This window comes from Kitasatospora sp. NPDC127121, from assembly GCF_042677305.1.
Taxonomy (GTDB): Bacteria; Actinomycetota; Actinomycetes; order Streptomycetales; family Streptomycetaceae; genus Kitasatospora.
The window spans coordinates 1-15,123 of record NZ_JBHXTQ010000073.1 but is presented as its reverse complement, the minus strand read 5'-3'; the positions used below and the strand labels follow the sequence as shown (position 1 = coordinate 15,123).

Sequence of the window (15,123 nt, the reverse complement as noted above, 5' to 3'; positions counted from 1 at the left end):
CGGGGGAAAGGGCGGCGGCCGGCGGACACGGCAGCCGACGGAAGGGGTTTCCGGGAGGCGGTGGTCCGGAATCCGGTGGCCCGGGGCAGCGGGGTGTTGGCACAGTGGGCCCCATGACGACTCCCGATGATGGTGGCGCGTTCGTCCCCGGCCTGGAGCTGGCTCGGACGCTGCACGAGGAGGCCGTGCGCCCGCTGCTGGCCGAGGCGTTCCCCGGACTCGGGTACGCGGCGGCGCGGGTGGGCGCGGGCTCGGAGGTGCTGGGCTTCGACACCGCCCGCTCGACGGACCACGACTGGGGCCCGCGCCTGGAACTGTTCCTCTCCCCCGGCGACGCCGCCCGCCACGGGAAGCGGCTGCGCGAGGTGCTGGCGCACCGGCTGCCCCGGCAAGTGCGCGGCCGCTCCACGCACTTCCGGCGCGGCCCGGACCCGCTCGACCCGGTGCGCCACCCCGACTGGACCGAGGGCCCGGTGGACCACCTGGTCGAGGTCCACGACGTGCCGTCCTGGCTGGCCGCCCGGCTGGGCCCGGCGGCGGCCGGGTGGTACCGGACGGACCCGGGGGCCGGTGACTGGCTGGCACTGCCGCAGCAGCGCCTGGCCGAGGTGACCGGCGGCGCGGTGTTCCACGACGGCCCGGGCGACCTCACCGCGGCCCGGCGCCACCTGGCCTGGTACCCGGAGCAGGTGTGGCGCTACCTGCTGGCCTGCCAGTGGCGCCGGATCGAGCAGGAGGAGGCGTTCGTCGGGCGCTGCGCCGAGGTCGGCGACGAGCTCGGTTCGATGGTGGTGGCCGCCCGCCTGGTCCGGGAGGTGATGCGGCTGTCCCTGCTGATGGAGCGCCGCTACGCCCCGTACGGCAAGTGGCTGGGCAGCGCGTTCGGGCGCACCGGCGCCGCCGGGGAGCTGGGGCCGCTGCTGCACGGCGCGCTGACGTCCAGTCATTTTGCGGAGCGGGAACGGTACTTGTGCGAGGCGTACGAGGCCGCGGCCCGCCGGCACAACGCCCTGGGGCTGACCGCACCGCTGGCGGCGGCCCGCCGGCCGTTCCACGGCCGCCCCTACCTCGTCCTGGACGCCGGCCGCTTCGCCCGGGCGCTGCTGGAGACGGTCACCGACGCGCGGCTGCGCGCCCTGCCGCCGGTGGGCGGCGTGGACCAGTGGACGGACAGCACCGACCTGCTCGGCCTGCCGCAGGCCGTCCGGACGGCGGTCGGCGCCCTCGGCTGAACCCGGCGGTCGGCGGAATTCGGGTACGGCGGCGCATTGCGGTGCGGGCCGCCGCCGGGCCAGCCTGTGGGGCGGACGCCGCGACCCGCGCGGGCGCCACCCGGCCCGAGAGGACCCCGCCCGGTGAACGGCTTCGAGTACCTGCTCGGCATGCTGCTGGCCCAGCCCGTACGGGCCCGGGACGCGCTGCGCGCCCGCCTGCCCACCACCCGCCGGCTGCGCGCCCTGGCCTCCTCGCCGCAGGTCGAGGCGCTGCGGGCCGCCGAGCGCGAGCGGATCCGCCGGATGGTCGAGGGCCTGGCCGCGGTGGAGGGCGTCACGCACCTGCTGACCCGCGTCGCCGACCACTGCGACCGCCCCGCCTCGCTCGGCCTGCTCACCACCACCGCCGAGGGCCGCGGCGTGCTGGTCTGCCGGATGAGCGCCGCCGCCTACTTCGCCACCGGCGAGGACATCACCGCCGTCCTGCCCAGGATCGGCGCGGCGGGCCTGGCCGACTGGGGCTTCCCGAACACCTGGGGCGACGAACCGCCGTACTCACCGGGCACGGTCGCCTACGCGCTGCGCTACCACCGCGACCGCGGCCTCTTCCCCGACGGCCGGCGGATGCCCGGCCCGAGCCTGTCCACCGCCGACGCCACCCTGGTCTGGGACCTGCCCGGCATCCCCCGCCCGGACCCGTACTGGCCGCGCCCGGGCAGCGACGTGCACTTCCGGCACGAGCAGATCCCGCCGGACGCCGACCCGGCCGCGCTGCTGCGGGCCGCCCGCGCCGAGGGGCGGGGCCCGGTGCTGGTGCTCACCTTCGGCCGCAACTGGACGGACACCTGCACGTACCACGCCGTGCCGCGCGGGCGCGGGCGCAGACACGGGCGCGAACCGGGCTGAGCGCCCGGTGCGGCCGGGGGCGGCGCCCCGGCCGCGCGCACGGTTCAGGCGCTCAGCACTGGGGCCGGCGGCCGTGGTTGGCCCCGCGCCGGGCCCGGGCCTTCTTCTTGCGGCGACGCTTCGACGACATGGCCACTCCTCTCGCAACCAGGACACCCCCGGCCTCCACCGTTCCACACCCGGCCCGCACCGGCCCGCCGGGAGCGGCCGTCACGGGCCCCGGTCGGGGCCTCAGGCGGGGGCGGCGCTCCGGTCGAGGGCGGCGCGCCAGGCGGGGCTGTCGACGTAGTGGTTGTCGAAGCGCCCGGCGGAGGCGGCGATCGCGCCCGGGTCGGTCTCGCCGCGCATCACGCGGCCCAGCAGGCGCAGGTAGTCGAAGCGGTCCATGCCCGGGGTGAACACGAACAGGACGTCGGCCTCGGCGCCCGGGGCGGCGGCGAAGGCGTGCGGGGTGTGCGGCGGCACGGCGAGGAAGTCGCCCTCGCCCAGGATCGTGACCTCCTCGCCGACCAGCACCTGCAGCGAGCCGCCGATCACGAAGAACAGCTCCCACGCCCGGGTGTGGAAGTGCGCGGGGGCCCCGACGGCGCCCTTGGCGAAGGTGGAGCGGTAGCTGGTGAACCCGCCCTCGGTGTGTGCCGAGTCGGCGAGCAGGGTCATGGTGCTGCTCGGGTCGGCGCAGGTCTCGGCCTCGGCGTGGCGGGTCAGCACGGGGGCGGCGGTGGCGGTGTTGCTCGTCGTCGTCATGGGACCAGGCTAGAACCGGAAAGACCCGCCATCAGGTGGCAATTGAATGCCACTTTCACGGGTCAATTCCCGGGGCCGGCGGCCGCTGGCAGACCGGCAGACCTGCCCGATGACGACGGACGATCTTCTGCGGCACCAGGACGAACGGCGGGCCGAGGCCGCGCCCGCCTGACCTGCCCGTCCGTGCTACTCCCCCGGGCCCGCCTCCCGTCAACGCGGACGGCGCGGGGGCATCCGTTCGGGGGGCGGACGTGCGGCGCGGGCCGCTGTGCCCGTAGCGTCGTCGCTGCACACGGCGTAGGACGCGGGGAGGGTGTCGGCGATGGCGGGAGTGCCGGTCATGAGGGGTGGGCGGCGGCCCGGGCGGGCCGCCGCGGCCCTGGCGGTGGCGGCGGCGCTGCTGACGGCGTCCGCCAGCGGCGCCTCCCCCGTGCCGGACGGCGCGGCCGACGACGCGGTCGCCGCCGCCGACGGGCGGCCGCTCGCGCTGGTCTACCGGGGCCCGGCGGCCTGCGAGGGCTGCCCGGAGGCGGCGCGGGAGCTGCTGGAGCGCGACGGCTTCGCGGTGCGCTACGTCGGGCCCGAGGAGCGGCTGCGCTTCGGCGCGGGCGTGCTGGCCGGCGCCGCGCTGTACGTGCAGCCGGGCGGCACCAACGGGCAGGAGGTGAGCACCGCGTGGGGCCTGCTGCAGCGCGACCCCGGCTTCTCGCCGGAGCTGGTGCGCGACTTCGTCCGGGGCGGCGGGCGCTACCTGGGCCTGTGCATGGGCGGCTACCTGGCCGGCGACCCGGGCTACGACCTCCTGCCGGGCGACTCCGGGCAGTACATCCACTCCCGGGGGGCGACCGTCACCGACGAGCAGGACCGCCTCGTCGACGTCGCCTGGCGCGGCCGCCCGCAGCGGATGTACTTCCAGGACGGCCCGTACTTCGACGTCGACGGCCCGGGCGTGGACGTCCTGGCCCGCTATTCCAACGGCCGCGCCGCCGCCGTCACCGCCCCCTACGGCGCCGGCCGGGTGGCGGTCAGCGGCCCGCACCCGGAGGCCCCCGCGGACTGGTACCGCGACTACCACCTGCCCGACGAGTCGAAGACCGGCCTGGGCCTGGGCGCCGACCTGCTGCACGACCTGATGGCGGCGACCCCCTCGTCATGACGTTCCGTCAACTCGCCTGCGGGTGAGCTGCGGTGTCACGCCCGCTCGGCGGGTCCGGCGGGGAACTCGGCGCGCAGCCGGGTGCGGGTGCGCATCAGGATGCGGCCGAGCATGTTCCTGCCGGTGCCGGTGCGTCCGCGCCCCCAGTAGTGGTCGGTGCCGGTGTCCTCGACGAGTTCCTCGTCGCCGGTGGCGAGCAGGACGGCGCGGATGTCCGGGTGCTCCCGGAACTTGGCCGCCACCGCCCGGCGCATCACGTCGTCCTTGACGCGCTCCCAGTCGCGGCGCAGCGGTCCGGCCGGGTCGCGGCCCAGTTCGGCGGCGCGCAGCGGGGTGCGGGCGCGGCGGACGAGGTCGGCGTGGCGGGTGCCGGCGAACTTCTGGGCCTGGAAGTAGTGCTCGGAGGTGGGCCAGAGGTGTCCGTCGAGGTGGAGGGGGTGGGGGGAGAAGTTGGAGAAGCAGCCGTGCGGGGCTTCGTCGGCGCCGTAGAAGTAGATGGTCATCAGGGCCTCGTGGAGGGGGTGTTGGCGGGAGCCGTACGGTCGCAGGCGTGCGGCCGCGCCCGCAACCGGTTTTCGTCCGGTCGCGGGCGCGGGTTCGACGGGCCTCGGCGCGGGCTCGGCGCGGGCTCGGCGCGGGCTCGGCGGGGTGCCGGGCCGGGCTTAGGGGCTCTCTTTCGGATCACGTCGGATCAGCGCGCGGCGTCGGAGTGCGTGCATCGCAAGGCGGAGGAGGGAGTCCATGCGGAGCATCGGCGACCGACGACAACGCAGCGAGGTGCGTGCTCCGGCGTCGCGCGCCCGGCGTGATCCGAAAGAGAGCCCCTAGTCGTGGGAGAAGCTGATCCTCGGCAGGACGCGGTCCAGCCAGGCCGGGGTGTGCCAGGCGGCGCGGCCGGTCAGGCGCAGCAGGACGGGCAGCAGGACGAGCCGGACCAGGGCGGCGTCCAGCAGGACGGCGACGCCGAGCACGATGCCCATTTCCTTGGGCGGCAGCGGCCCGGACAGGGCGAAGGTGAGGAACACGGCGACCATGACGCCCGCCGCGGCGAAGACGACCCGGCCGGAGTGGGCGAGGGCGCCGGTCATGGCCGCGCGGGGGTCTGCGGTGCGTTCGTAGTGCTCCTTGGCGGAGGCGAGCAGGAAGACGGTGTAGTCCATCGCGATGGCGAAGATCATCGCGAAGAAGAACACCGGTGCCCAGCCGTCCAGGAAGCCCTGCGGGGTGAAGCCGAGCAGGCCCGCGCCGTGGCCGTCCTGGAAGACGAGGCGGGCGACGCCGAAGGCGGCTCCGGTGGACAGCAGGCTGGCGGCGGTGCCGAGGGCGGCGATCAGCGGGGCGCGCAGGGCGACGAGCAGCAGCAGGAAGCCGAGGGCCATGACCACGCCGATGACCAGCGGGGTCTTCTCGGTGAGCAGGTGCTGGAGGTCGAGGTTCTCGACGGCGGCGCCGCCGACCAGGGCGTCGGTGGGCAGTTCGGCGCGCAGGGTGTGGACGGTGTGAGCGAGGTCGGGGCTGGAGGGGTCGACGGCGGGGACGGCCTGGATCATCGACCAGCCGGAGCCGTCGGCGGCGTCCTGGGCGGGCATGACGCCGGCGATGCCGGGGGTGGCGGCGGTGCGGGCGGCGGTGTCGGCGGCCTGGCCGGCGGGGGTGAGGATCTGCAGGGTGCCGGGGGCGCCGGGACCGAAGGCCTGCTGGACGGCGGTGTAGCCGGCGCGGGCGCTGGCGTCGCCGGGCAGGACGGTGATGGAGGGCATGGCGGTGCGCAGCCCGATCACGGGGGCGGCGAGGGCGATCAGTGCGGCGAGGGCGAGGGCGCCGTAGCGCAGGGGGTGCTGCCACAGGCGTTCGCCCCAGGCGGCGAAGCGCGGCGAGTGGTGTGCGCCGGTCCTGGCCCAGGGCAGGGCGAGGGCGTCGACGCGGGGGCCGAGCTTGCCGAGGACGGCGGGCAGCAGGGTGAGGGTGGCGGCGAGGACGAACAGGACGGCGAGCATGATGCCGCCGGCCATGGAGCGGAACGCCGGGGAGGGGACGAGCATCACGGCGGAGAGGCTGACCAGGACGGTGGCCCCGGAGAGCAGGACGGCCTTGCCGGCGGTGTCCATGGTCTCGGCGACGGCCCGGGCGGTGTCCGGGGCGCGTCCCGTCCGGATGTCGCGGGCGCTGCGGGCGCTGCGGAAGCGGACGACGAGGAAGAGGGCGTAGTCGATGCCGAGGGCGAGGGCGAACATCATGGCGAAGTTCATCGCCCAGACGGACACCGGGAACAGGTGGCTGATCAGGACCAGGGAGCCGGCGGAGGCGGCGAGGCCGGCCATGGTGAGCAGCAGGGGCAGGCCGGCGGCGACGAGGGAGCCGAAGGCGAGGACGAGGATGGCCAGGGTGACCGGCCAGGACATGAACTCGGACTTCATCATGGCGTCGTGGTTGGCCTTGTTGAAGTCGCTCCACAGGACGGAGGCGCCGGTGGCGTGGACGTCGATGCCGGGGGCGGAGAGGTCGGCGAGGGGTTTCTTGAGGTCGTCGGCGGCGCGGACCATGTCGTCCGGTGAGGCCTTGGCGCCGGCGAGCAGGACGGCGGTGCGGCCGTCGGGGCTGATGGTGGCGCCGGGCCGGGGGGCGATGACGGTGGAGACGCGGGGGTCGGCGGCGGCGAGTTCGCCGGCCTTGGCGATGACCTGCTGGACGGCGGGTTCGGTGACGGGGCGGTCGGCGGTGACGACGATCTGGATCGCGGAGGAGGCGTTGCCGGCGAAGTGCTGTTCGGCGAGCCGGCGGACGGTGACCGACTCGGAGCCGTCGGCCTGCCAGCCGGCGCCGGACAGGGCGGTGGTGACCTGCGGGGCGAACGCGCCCAGCCCGATGACGACGAGCAGCCAGCCGGCCAGGACGGCCTTGACGTGGCGCACCGACCACAGGCCGAGCCGGCCGAGCGGCCCGGGGCGGGCGTCGGGTTCGGGGGGCGGGGCGGCGGGCCGTACGGCGGGGGCGGGGCGGTTCACGTGGTGCTCCGTTCTCGGGGCGGTCCCGAAAAATACGGGTGGGGGTATGTGGCAATTCTGCCATGTACCCCCAGGGGTATCGTCACCCTCGCCCAACACCGCCCGGACCAGGCCCATTCCGCCCCTCCCCCGACGGCCGGGAGCCCGGACCCGCACGGCGGGAGCCCCCGGGGCCGGCCGGTGGCGCTACCGCCCGGCGGGGTGCAGGACGCGGTCGGCCACCAGGTCCGGCCGGTCGGTCGGCAGGGCATGGCCGGCGCCGGGCACGATCTCCGTCCGGGCCGAGGGCACGAGGCGGCCGAGGCGCTCGGCGACCGCGTGCGCGTCGTGCATGGCACTGCGCTCCCCGAGCAGGAACAGTGCGGGGACGTCCAGGCGGCGCAGTTCCTCGTCGGACAGGACCGGGGGCACCGGGAGCGCGCGGCGGAACCCCATCGACGCGCGCATCAGGGCCATCAGTTCGGTCTCCAGGATGGCGCTGTTGCCGACCAGGCGGGCCAGTCGGGGGCGCAGCGCCCGCGGCGCGGTGGCGGCGAGGCCGCCGGCGATCACCCAGGCGTAGAACCGGGCGCCCATGTCGGCGAAGCCCGCCGGGTCCACCAGGGTGAGGGAGGCGACCCGCCCGGGATGATGGATCTGGTGGTGGAGCGCCAGCCAGCCGCCGTAGGAGCAGCCGACGACCTGGGCGTCCGTCACCTCCAGTGCGGCCAGGAGTTCGTCCAGCCAGGCGGCCGCGTCCCGGCCGTCGGCGATCGGGGCGCTCTGCACGCTCGCGCCCGGTTCGCCGACCGTGTCGACGGCGATGACCGGGCGGTGGCGGGCCAGCGTGTCGATGTAGCGGTGCCACATCAGTGCGTTTCCGCCCGAGCCGGGCAGCAGCACGATCGGCTCGCCGTGCTGCGGGCCGGTCCGGTAGACGCGGGTGGTCCCGAACGCGGTCGGGAGGTCCAGCGCCGTCCGCGGCCCGGGCCACAGTTCCGTCAGGGCCTGCTCATAGGCGGCGCGAAACCGGTCCCCGGCCTGGTCGTTCTTGAACTGGCTGATTCGCATGATACATGTGTATCACGGCATGATACGGGTGTACCAGGGAGGTCGTACATGAACGCGCGGGTCGATCACGAGGAACGCCGGCGGCAGATCGCCGAAGCGCTGCTGCGCATCGCCGACACCCAGGGGCTGCAGGCGGCCAGCATGCGGGCGGTCGCCACCGAGGCGGGCGTCTCCCTGCGGCTGGTGCAGTACTACTTCACGACCAAGGAGGGGCTGCTGCTGGACGCGCTGGAGCGGCTCGGCGCCCAGCTCCAGGCCCGCATGGCGGCGTGGATCACCGCGGCCGCCACCCCGCCCACGCCGCGCGGCCTGGTGACCGCGGTCCTGTCCAGCATCCTGCCCACCGACCCGGAGAGCCGCCGGATCACCCGCACCTACGCCGCCTACTACACGCTGGTGCTCAGCGATCCCGCGCTGGTGGAGAAGCACGGGACGCCCCAGCCCGACCTGCTGGAGGGCTTCCTCGCCAAGCAGGTCCGCACGGCCCAGCAGGCCGGGCAGATCGACCCCGCCAGGGACCCGGAGATGACCGCCGCCGGGCTGCTGGCCATGGTCAACGGCCTCGGCTCCAGCGTGCTCGGCGGCCAGCGCACCGGCGACGCCGCGCTGGCGATCCTCACCCACCACCTGGACGAGCTGTTCCGCGGCCGTCCCCGCGGTGACGCCGCCCCGGACCTGCCGACCGCCTGACCTGTCGCCCCCGGACCGGCCGGCCTTCCCCCGCCGCCGGGGCGGGCCGCCGTTCGGCCGGATCCCGTCCGGCCGCCCCGCAGGCGCCCTGTCCGCCCCGGCGCCGGTGCACGAGAATGTGCCGGTCCCGCGCGAGGGGCCGGCGAAAGCGGCCAACTCCCCTGCCGGGCACTCCTTTTCCGTTACCGAATGGGGAGGTTCACCGACCGTGTACAGGAGACTTCCGCAAGCCGTGCTGTCGGGTGTGCTGGCCGTGGCCTTCGCGGGGACGACCGCGTGGGCCACGACGACGGCGGGCACCGCCCCCTCGCCGGGCGTCGCCGCCGGGTGCGGGGCCGACGCGGCCGCCCAGGGCCTGGCCAGTACCGCCCTCCCGAACACCCTGCTGGAGACGCCGCGCTCCGACGGGCGGACCGAACAGTTCCAGCAGTTCTACGACAGTTCGGCGGCCTCCCTCCTGCCCTTCGTCTGGCACCGCTCCCAGGACGCGCCCGGGGGCGCCTACGGCGGCTGGGAGCGCGTCAGCGCCACCCCCGTGGGCCCGAAGCTGTACCAGGTGAGCGCCGTCGAGAACGGCGCCGGCGCCCTGGAGGTGTTCTTCGCCTCCTACGGCGGCTTCTGCCACACCGTCCTGCCCGCGCCCGGCGACTCCTGGACCCCGACCGAGAACTTCGAGCTGTCCCCGCCGCCGTACCACGGCGGGCTCACGCTCTTCAGGGAACGCGACGGCCGGCTGCACGCCTTCGCCTCCGGCGCCGGCACGAACGCGGCGATGGAGGTGCGCAGCCAGGACGTCGACGCCCAGGACTCCTGGGGCCCGGTGCGGCAGCTGCCCAGGCTGCCGGACCCCAACGCGGGCCTGGGCGCGCCGACCTCGGTCGTCCAACTGCCGGACGGGCGGCTGCGGGTGACCGTCCGCGAGTGGAACCGCGACCGCTCGTGGCGGACCACCGAGGTGGACCGGTTCGTCTCCTGGGAGCCGTGGCAGCTCTGCGCGGACAGCACCTGCGCCTGACGCCCGGGCGGCGGGCAGCTGGGCGCCGGGCGTCCGGGCCCGGGCGGGCGCTCGCCCGTCCGGGCGGGCTGCGCTGGCGGCCGGGTGGGGCCGCCGGTATGCCTGGGGGGGACGGCGAGGCGGCGGAGAGGACGGCGGGGTGGGCGGCGCGGACGGGAGCGGGGACCGGGACGACGGGGGGACGCGGGCGCCGGGCAACCGGGCGGTGGTGCTGGGGGTGCTGGCCTCCACCGCGGTGGTGCTGCTCGCCCAGGCGGCGAGCGGCACCAGCGCCCGGCTGGTGCTGCTGCTGGTGTTCCTGCCCGCCCTGCTGGCGGGGCTGGGCACCGTCGCGCAGACGGTCGCGGTCTCGGTGTGGGTGGCCGGGGTGGTGGCGGTCAGCACGGTGCTGTTCCCGCCGTCCTCGCTGGCCGCCCGGGTGGGCACCCTGGTGGGCGTGGTCGGCGCCGAGGCGGCCGTGGTCGGGCTGTGCACACGACGGGTGCGGCGCGAGCGGGAGCTGTTCCGGATGCGGCAGACCGCCGTCGCCCTGCAACGCCAGCTGCTGCGCCCGCTGCCGGTGCTCACCCCCGACGTCCAGCTGTACGGGCTGTACCGGCCGGTGGAGGAGGACGCCCTGGTCGGCGGCGACCTGTACGACGTCGCCGACACCCCGTACGGCACCCGGGTGCTGGTGGGCGACGTGCAGGGCAAGGGCCTGCCGGCGATCGGCGCGGGCTTCGCGGTGCTGAGCGCCTTCCGGGAGGCGGCCTTCCGGGAGCCGGCGCTGACCGGCGTCGCGGACGCCCTGGAGGCGGCGGTGGAGCGGCACAACGCGTACGCGGTGCAGGGCGGCGAGAGCGAGCGCTTCGTCACCGCGACCGTGCTGGGCGTGGAGCGCGGCGCGGACGTGCAGGCCGTCAACTGCGGCCACCTCGCCCCCTACCTGCTGCACGGCGGCCGGGTCGAGGCCGTGCAGCTGCCGGCCGGGGTGCCGCTCGGGCTGGCGGAGCTGACCGACGAGGTGCGCACCGTCCGGTGGTTCGCGCTGCCCGAGGACGGCGTGCTGGTGCTGCTCACCGACGGGATCACCGAGGCCCAGGACGCCACCGGCGCGTTCTACCCCGTCGAGCGGGGCCTGGCCGCCCTCGCCGCCGCCCCCGCCGCCCTGCTGCCCGAGGCCCTGGACCGCGAGGCCCGCCGCTGGAGCGGGGGCCGCAGCCGCGACGACGTCACGGCGCTGTCCCTGCGCCGCGCGCCCTGAAGCTGCCCTGGGGCGCCCTCACCGCTTGAGGAACTCCAGCAGGTCGGCGTTGAAGCGCTCCTTGTCACCGGGGACCATCGCGATGCCGTGCGAGCCGTTCTCGTACACCTTCAGGACGGCGCCGGGGATGATCCGGGCGGCCCGGCGGGCGGTGGCCTCGACGGGGACGATCCGGTCGTCGTCGCCGTGCACGATCAGGGTGGGGATGTCGAACTTGGCCAGGTCCTCGTGGAAGTCGGTGTAGCCGAAGGCGTCCACGCAGTCGACGCCGCCCTCGATGGTCTGGTGCATCGCCATGAACCAGAACGCGTCCCGGTTGCCCTGGGTGACGCGGGAACCGGGGCGGTCGGCGGAGAAGAAGTTGACGGAGGTGTCCTGCCAGAACTGGGAGCGCTCGGTGAGGATGCCGGCCTTGATGTCGTCGAAGACGCTGCCGGGCACGCCGTGCGGGTTGTCGGGGCCCTGCAGCATGGACGGGGTGATCGCCGACAGCAGGACCGCGGAGCGGATCCGCCCGGTGCCGTGGCGGCCGATGTAGCGGGCGAGCTCGCCGCCGCCCATCGAGTGGGCCACCAGGGTGACGTCGCGCAGGTCGAGCCCGGTGAGCAGGCTGTCGAGGTCGTCGGCGAAGGTGTCGAAGTCGTAGCCGCCGTAGACCGGGGCGGAACGGCCGTGGCCGCGCCGGTCGTGGGCGATGGCCCGCAGGCCGGCGTCCGCGACGGCCTTCAGCTGGTCCTGCCAGGCGTCGCCGTTGAGCGGCCAGCCGTGGATGAACACGACGGGGCGCCCGCTGCCCCAGTCCTGGTAGAAGATCTCGACGCCGTCGCGGGTCCTGGAGATGGGCATGCTCCTGCTCCTTCGGGTGGTACGCCGGGGGTGGGGCGGCCTGCCGGGGGCGGCCTGCCGGGGGCGGCCTGTCGGGGGCGGCCGGGCCGCAGGTTCATCCAACGGGAGGCGGGTGGGGCCCGCGCGGGAGCGGACGCGGTGCTACGCCGTTCGGGTGAGCTCGGGTGAGTTTCGGGTCAGGGCGGATGAGTGCGGGTGAGGACGAGGGCGGTTCAGCCGCTCTCGCGCAGGCGGGTGCCGAGGGCGTCGGGGGGCAGCAGGGGCGCCGGGTAGCCGGCCGGGGGCTCGGCGAGCTCCCAGGGGCGGTGGACGGCGCGGGCGGGCAGGTGGGCGAGCTCGGGGACCCAGCGGCGCACGTAGACGCCGTCGGGGTCGTAGCGGTCGGCCTGGCGCAGCGGGTTGAGGACGCGGTTGGGGCGGGTGTCGGTGCCGGTGCCGGCGGCCCACTGCCAGTTGAGCTGGTTGTTGGCGAGGTCGCCGTCGACGAGCAGGGCGAGGAAGTGTGCGGCGCCGGGGCGCCAGTGGTGGCGCAGGCTCTTGGTGAGGAAGGAGGCGGTGAGCAGGCGGGCCCGGTTGTGCATCCAGCCCTCGTGGGCGAGTTGGCGCAGGCCGGCGTCGACGATCGGGTAGCCGGTGCGGCCCTCGCGCCAGGCCTGGAGCTCGCGTTCGTCGTCGTACCAGCGGACGGGGCGGGGGCGGTAGTCGGCGTGGGCGGCGTCGGGGCGGGCGGCGAGGACCTGGTGGTGGAAGTCGCGCCAGGCGAGTTGGCGCACCAGCGCGGCCGCGCCGGGGGTGTCGGACTTCCCGGCGCGGTGGGCGAGTTCGGTGGCGGACAGGCAGCCGAAGTGCAGGTACGGCGAGAGGCGGGAGGTGGCGTCGGCGGCGAGGTCGTCGTGCAACTGCTCGTAGTCGTCCGGGTTCCAGGCGCGCAGGCGGCGGCGGGCGGCGCTCTCGCCGCCGGGGGCGCGGCCCGGGGAGGTGCCGGCGGGGGCGGCGGGCAGCGGGGCGCTCGCGGGGCCGTCGGGGGTGGCGAGGGTGCGCGGGGCGGGCAGGACGGTGCGCCGGGGGGCCTGCTGCCAGGCGCGGTGGTAGGGGGTGAAGACGGCGTAGTGGTCGCGCCCGGCCGGGGTGACGAGGCCGGCGGGGACGATGGTGAGCGCGGCGTCGTGCAGGTGCAGGCGCTCGCCGAGGGCGCGGCGCAGGGCGTGTTCGCGGCGGGTGGCGAAGGCGGAGACGCCGGCGTTGGTGTGGACGGTGTCGGCGCCGCACTCGGCGGCCAGGCGGGCGGCCTGTTCGGCGGGGTCGCCGTGGCGCAGGACCAGGCGGGAGCCGGCGGCGCGCAGTGCCCGGTCGAGGTCGGCGAGGCTCTCGGCGAGGAAGGCCTGCCGGTTGGGGGCGGCGAAGCCGGCCCGGGCGATGGCCGGGTCGAGGACGAACAGGGGGACGACCTGGTCGGCGCGGGTGCGGGCGGCGTGCAGGGCGGGGTTGTCGTGCAGGCGCAGGTCCTGGGTGAACAGGACGACGGCGGTGCTCATCGGGGGGCCTCGTGCGGTGGGGTGCGGGTGCGGGTGTCAGGCGGCGGGTCGAGTGTCAGGCGGGTCGGGCAGCGGGTCGGGCGCGTTCGGTGATGTTGCGGGCCATGGCGCCGAACACCAGGGCGTGGAAGGGCGCCACCGACCACCAGTAGAGGTGGCCGGCCAGTCCGTGCGGGTGGAACAGCGCCCGCTGCTGGTACAGCGCGCCGCCGTCGCCGTCGGGCGTCACGCGCAGTTCGAGCCAGGCCAGGCCCGGCAGGCGCATCTCGGCGCGCAGCCGCAGCAGGTGTCCGGGTTCGATCTCCTCGACCCGCCAGAAGTCGAGCGCGTCGCCGACCCGCAGCCGGTGGCGGTCGCGGCGGCCCCGGCGCAGGCCGACGCCGCCGGCCAGGCGGTCCAGACGGCCCCGCAGGGCCCAGGCCAGCGGCAGGGAGTACCAGCCGTTCTCGCCGCCGACGCCCTCCACCACCCGCCACAGCGCGGCCGGGTCGGCGGCCACCCGGCGCCGGCGCAGGTCCTGGTAGAGGCTGCCGCCGGCCCAGTCGGGGTCGGTGGGCAGCGGGTCGCTGGGCGCGCCGGGCAGGGAGGCGGAGGACCAGCGGGTGGAGACCTGGGCGTCGCGGATACGCCGCAGGGCCAGTTCCACGGCCCGGTCGAAGCCGGTCAGGCCCTCGGGCGGGTCGGGGATCCAGCGGGCGATGTCGTGTTCGCGGCACACCACCTCGTGGCGCAGCGACTCCACCAGCGGGCGGGCGAGCGAGCCCGGTACGGGGGTGACCAGGCCCACCCAGTGGCTGGACAGGCGCGGGGAGAGCACGGGCACCGGCACGATCAGGCGCCGGGGCAGGTCGGCGACCTCGGCGTAGTGGCGCATCATCAGCCGGTAGGTGAGCACGTCGGGCCCGCCGATGTCGAAGGTGCGGTCGACCTCGGGGGGCAGGGCGGCGGCGCCGACCAGGTAGCGCAGCACGTCGCGTACGGCGATCGGCTGGATGCGGGTGTCGACCCAGCGGGGGGTGACCATCGCCGGGAGCCGTTCGGTCAGGTGGCGCAGCATCTCGAAGGAGGCCGAGCCGGAGCCGATGATCACCGCGGCCCGCAGTTCGGCGGTGGGGACGCCGCCCGTGCGCAGGGCGCGGCCCACTTCGGCGCGCGAGCGCAGGTGGGGCGACAGGTGCGGTTCGGGCACGCCTGCGGGCAGCAGTCCGCCGAGGTAGACGATGCGCCGGGTGCCGGCGGCGGCGGCCGCCTCGGCGAAGGCCTCGGCGGCCTGCCGGTCCCGGGTCTCGAAGCCGGGCCCGGTGCCCAGGGAGTGGACCAGGTAGTAGGCGGCGTCGATGCCGTCGAAGGCCGCGGGCAGGGTCTCGGGGCGGGTGACGTCCCCGGTGACGGCCTCCACGTCGGCCCGCCAGGGCTGGTCCCGCAGCCGGAGCGGGTCGCGGACCAGGCAGCGCACCCGGTACCCGGCGGCGAGCAGTTCGGGCACCAGGCGCCCGCCGATGTAGCCGGTGGCGCCGGTGACCAGGCAGTGCGGGCGCGTCCGGGTCGGCTCGTCCACCTGCGGCTCCTCTCGTGCGGGCGGGTGCGCCCCCCGTACCCCGCCAGGCGCGGGGGGCGCTGCCGGGGTGTTCGGAGCGGACGCGGCCGGGGATTGGACGGGGCCGGGGATTCGAGTCTTCCAGGGGTCTCCTGCGGGCGCCCGGGCGTGAGGGGGCC

The 15,123-nt window shown here is 75.9% G+C and carries 13 protein-coding genes; 6 read left to right on the top strand and 7 right to left on the bottom strand.

Annotated elements, in window-relative coordinates; translation table 11 throughout:
* Positions 1-113 precede the first annotated feature (113 nt).
* Together ACFVHI_RS28675 and ACFVHI_RS28670 are read left to right on the top strand one after the other, a co-directional pair.
* The gene (locus ACFVHI_RS28675; protein ID WP_380344176.1) at positions 114-1,232 is read left to right on the top strand and encodes a DUF4037 domain-containing protein; all 1,119 of its coding nucleotides are present in this window, start codon (positions 114-116) and stop codon (positions 1,230-1,232) included.
* 123 nt (positions 1,233-1,355) lie between these two features.
* Complete coding sequence (locus ACFVHI_RS28670) at positions 1,356-2,120, top strand: hypothetical protein (protein ID WP_380344173.1); 765 nt, start codon at positions 1,356-1,358, stop codon at positions 2,118-2,120.
* A 231-nt stretch (positions 2,121-2,351) separates the two neighbouring features.
* Here ACFVHI_RS28670 and ACFVHI_RS28665 read toward each other — a convergent pair whose 3' ends face one another.
* Positions 2,352-2,867: a cupin domain-containing protein gene (locus tag ACFVHI_RS28665; protein ID WP_380344170.1), complete on the bottom strand. Its 516-nt coding sequence runs from the start codon at positions 2,865-2,867 to the stop codon at positions 2,352-2,354.
* Between the two features lie 340 nt (positions 2,868-3,207).
* Between ACFVHI_RS28665 and ACFVHI_RS28660 the strand changes: the two genes are divergently transcribed.
* A complete protein-coding gene (locus ACFVHI_RS28660) occupies positions 3,208-4,023 on the top strand; it encodes a BPL-N domain-containing protein (protein WP_380344167.1) in 816 nt (271 codons plus the stop codon).
* Between the two features lie 35 nt (positions 4,024-4,058).
* Here the strand turns inward: ACFVHI_RS28660 and ACFVHI_RS28655 are convergent, their stop codons facing one another.
* The 3 genes from ACFVHI_RS28655 to ACFVHI_RS28645 all read right to left on the bottom strand — a co-directional run bounded on the left by ACFVHI_RS28655 (position 4,059) and on the right by ACFVHI_RS28645 (position 8,078).
* The gene (locus tag ACFVHI_RS28655) at positions 4,059-4,526 is read right to left on the bottom strand and encodes an NADAR family protein (protein ID WP_063352891.1); all 468 of its coding nucleotides are present in this window, start codon (positions 4,524-4,526) and stop codon (positions 4,059-4,061) included.
* Between the two features lie 321 nt (positions 4,527-4,847).
* Positions 4,848-7,028, bottom strand: a complete 2,181-nt coding sequence (locus tag ACFVHI_RS28650) for an MMPL family transporter (RefSeq protein WP_380344164.1) — start codon at positions 7,026-7,028, stop codon at positions 4,848-4,850.
* A 186-nt stretch (positions 7,029-7,214) separates the two neighbouring features.
* Entirely contained in the window at positions 7,215-8,078 is an 864-nt protein-coding gene (locus ACFVHI_RS28645) for an alpha/beta fold hydrolase (protein ID WP_380344162.1), read from the bottom strand.
* A 48-nt stretch (positions 8,079-8,126) separates the two neighbouring features.
* On the opposite strand from ACFVHI_RS28645, the gene ACFVHI_RS28640 reads away from it, so the two are divergent.
* From ACFVHI_RS28640 to ACFVHI_RS28630, 3 genes are all read left to right on the top strand, one after another.
* On the top strand, positions 8,127-8,768 hold the full coding sequence (locus ACFVHI_RS28640; RefSeq protein ID WP_063352894.1) for a TetR/AcrR family transcriptional regulator: 642 nt from the start codon (positions 8,127-8,129) through the stop codon (positions 8,766-8,768).
* A 208-nt stretch (positions 8,769-8,976) separates the two neighbouring features.
* Positions 8,977-9,783, top strand: coding sequence for a hypothetical protein (locus ACFVHI_RS28635; RefSeq protein ID WP_380344159.1), 807 nt, complete (start codon positions 8,977-8,979; stop codon positions 9,781-9,783).
* Between the two features lie 139 nt (positions 9,784-9,922).
* On the top strand, positions 9,923-11,026 hold the full coding sequence (locus tag ACFVHI_RS28630) for a PP2C family protein-serine/threonine phosphatase (RefSeq protein WP_380344156.1): 1,104 nt from the start codon (positions 9,923-9,925) through the stop codon (positions 11,024-11,026).
* Between the two features lie 18 nt (positions 11,027-11,044).
* On the opposite strand, the gene ACFVHI_RS28625 is transcribed toward ACFVHI_RS28630, so the two are convergent.
* The 3 genes from ACFVHI_RS28625 to ACFVHI_RS28615 all read right to left on the bottom strand — a co-directional run bounded on the left by ACFVHI_RS28625 (position 11,045) and on the right by ACFVHI_RS28615 (position 14,965).
* The gene (locus ACFVHI_RS28625) at positions 11,045-11,872 is read right to left on the bottom strand and encodes an alpha/beta fold hydrolase (RefSeq protein ID WP_063352897.1); all 828 of its coding nucleotides are present in this window, start codon (positions 11,870-11,872) and stop codon (positions 11,045-11,047) included.
* A gap of 212 nt (positions 11,873-12,084) precedes the next feature.
* The gene (locus ACFVHI_RS28620; RefSeq protein WP_380344153.1) at positions 12,085-13,407 is read right to left on the bottom strand and encodes a cryptochrome/photolyase family protein; all 1,323 of its coding nucleotides are present in this window, start codon (positions 13,405-13,407) and stop codon (positions 12,085-12,087) included.
* A gap of 55 nt (positions 13,408-13,462) precedes the next feature.
* On the bottom strand, positions 13,463-14,965 hold the full coding sequence (locus tag ACFVHI_RS28615) for an SDR family oxidoreductase (protein WP_380344150.1): 1,503 nt from the start codon (positions 14,963-14,965) through the stop codon (positions 13,463-13,465).
* Positions 14,966-15,123 lie beyond the last annotated feature (158 nt).

Coding starts and splice junctions, on each gene's coding strand:
- ACFVHI_RS28675 (WP_380344176.1), top strand. CDS start 114: ATGACGACTCCCGATGATGGTGGCGCGTTCGTCCCCGGCCTGGAGCTG.
- ACFVHI_RS28665 (WP_380344170.1), bottom strand. CDS start 2,867: ATGACGACGACGAGCAACACCGCCACCGCCGCCCCCGTGCTGACCCGC.
- ACFVHI_RS28660 (WP_380344167.1), top strand. CDS start 3,208: ATGAGGGGTGGGCGGCGGCCCGGGCGGGCCGCCGCGGCCCTGGCGGTG.
- ACFVHI_RS28655 (WP_063352891.1), bottom strand. CDS start 4,526: ATGACCATCTACTTCTACGGCGCCGACGAAGCCCCGCACGGCTGCTTC.
- ACFVHI_RS28645 (WP_380344162.1), bottom strand. CDS start 8,078: ATGCGAATCAGCCAGTTCAAGAACGACCAGGCCGGGGACCGGTTTCGC.
- ACFVHI_RS28640 (WP_063352894.1), top strand. CDS start 8,127: ATGAACGCGCGGGTCGATCACGAGGAACGCCGGCGGCAGATCGCCGAA.
- ACFVHI_RS28625 (WP_063352897.1), bottom strand. CDS start 11,872: ATGCCCATCTCCAGGACCCGCGACGGCGTCGAGATCTTCTACCAGGAC.
- ACFVHI_RS28620 (WP_380344153.1), bottom strand. CDS start 13,407: ATGAGCACCGCCGTCGTCCTGTTCACCCAGGACCTGCGCCTGCACGAC.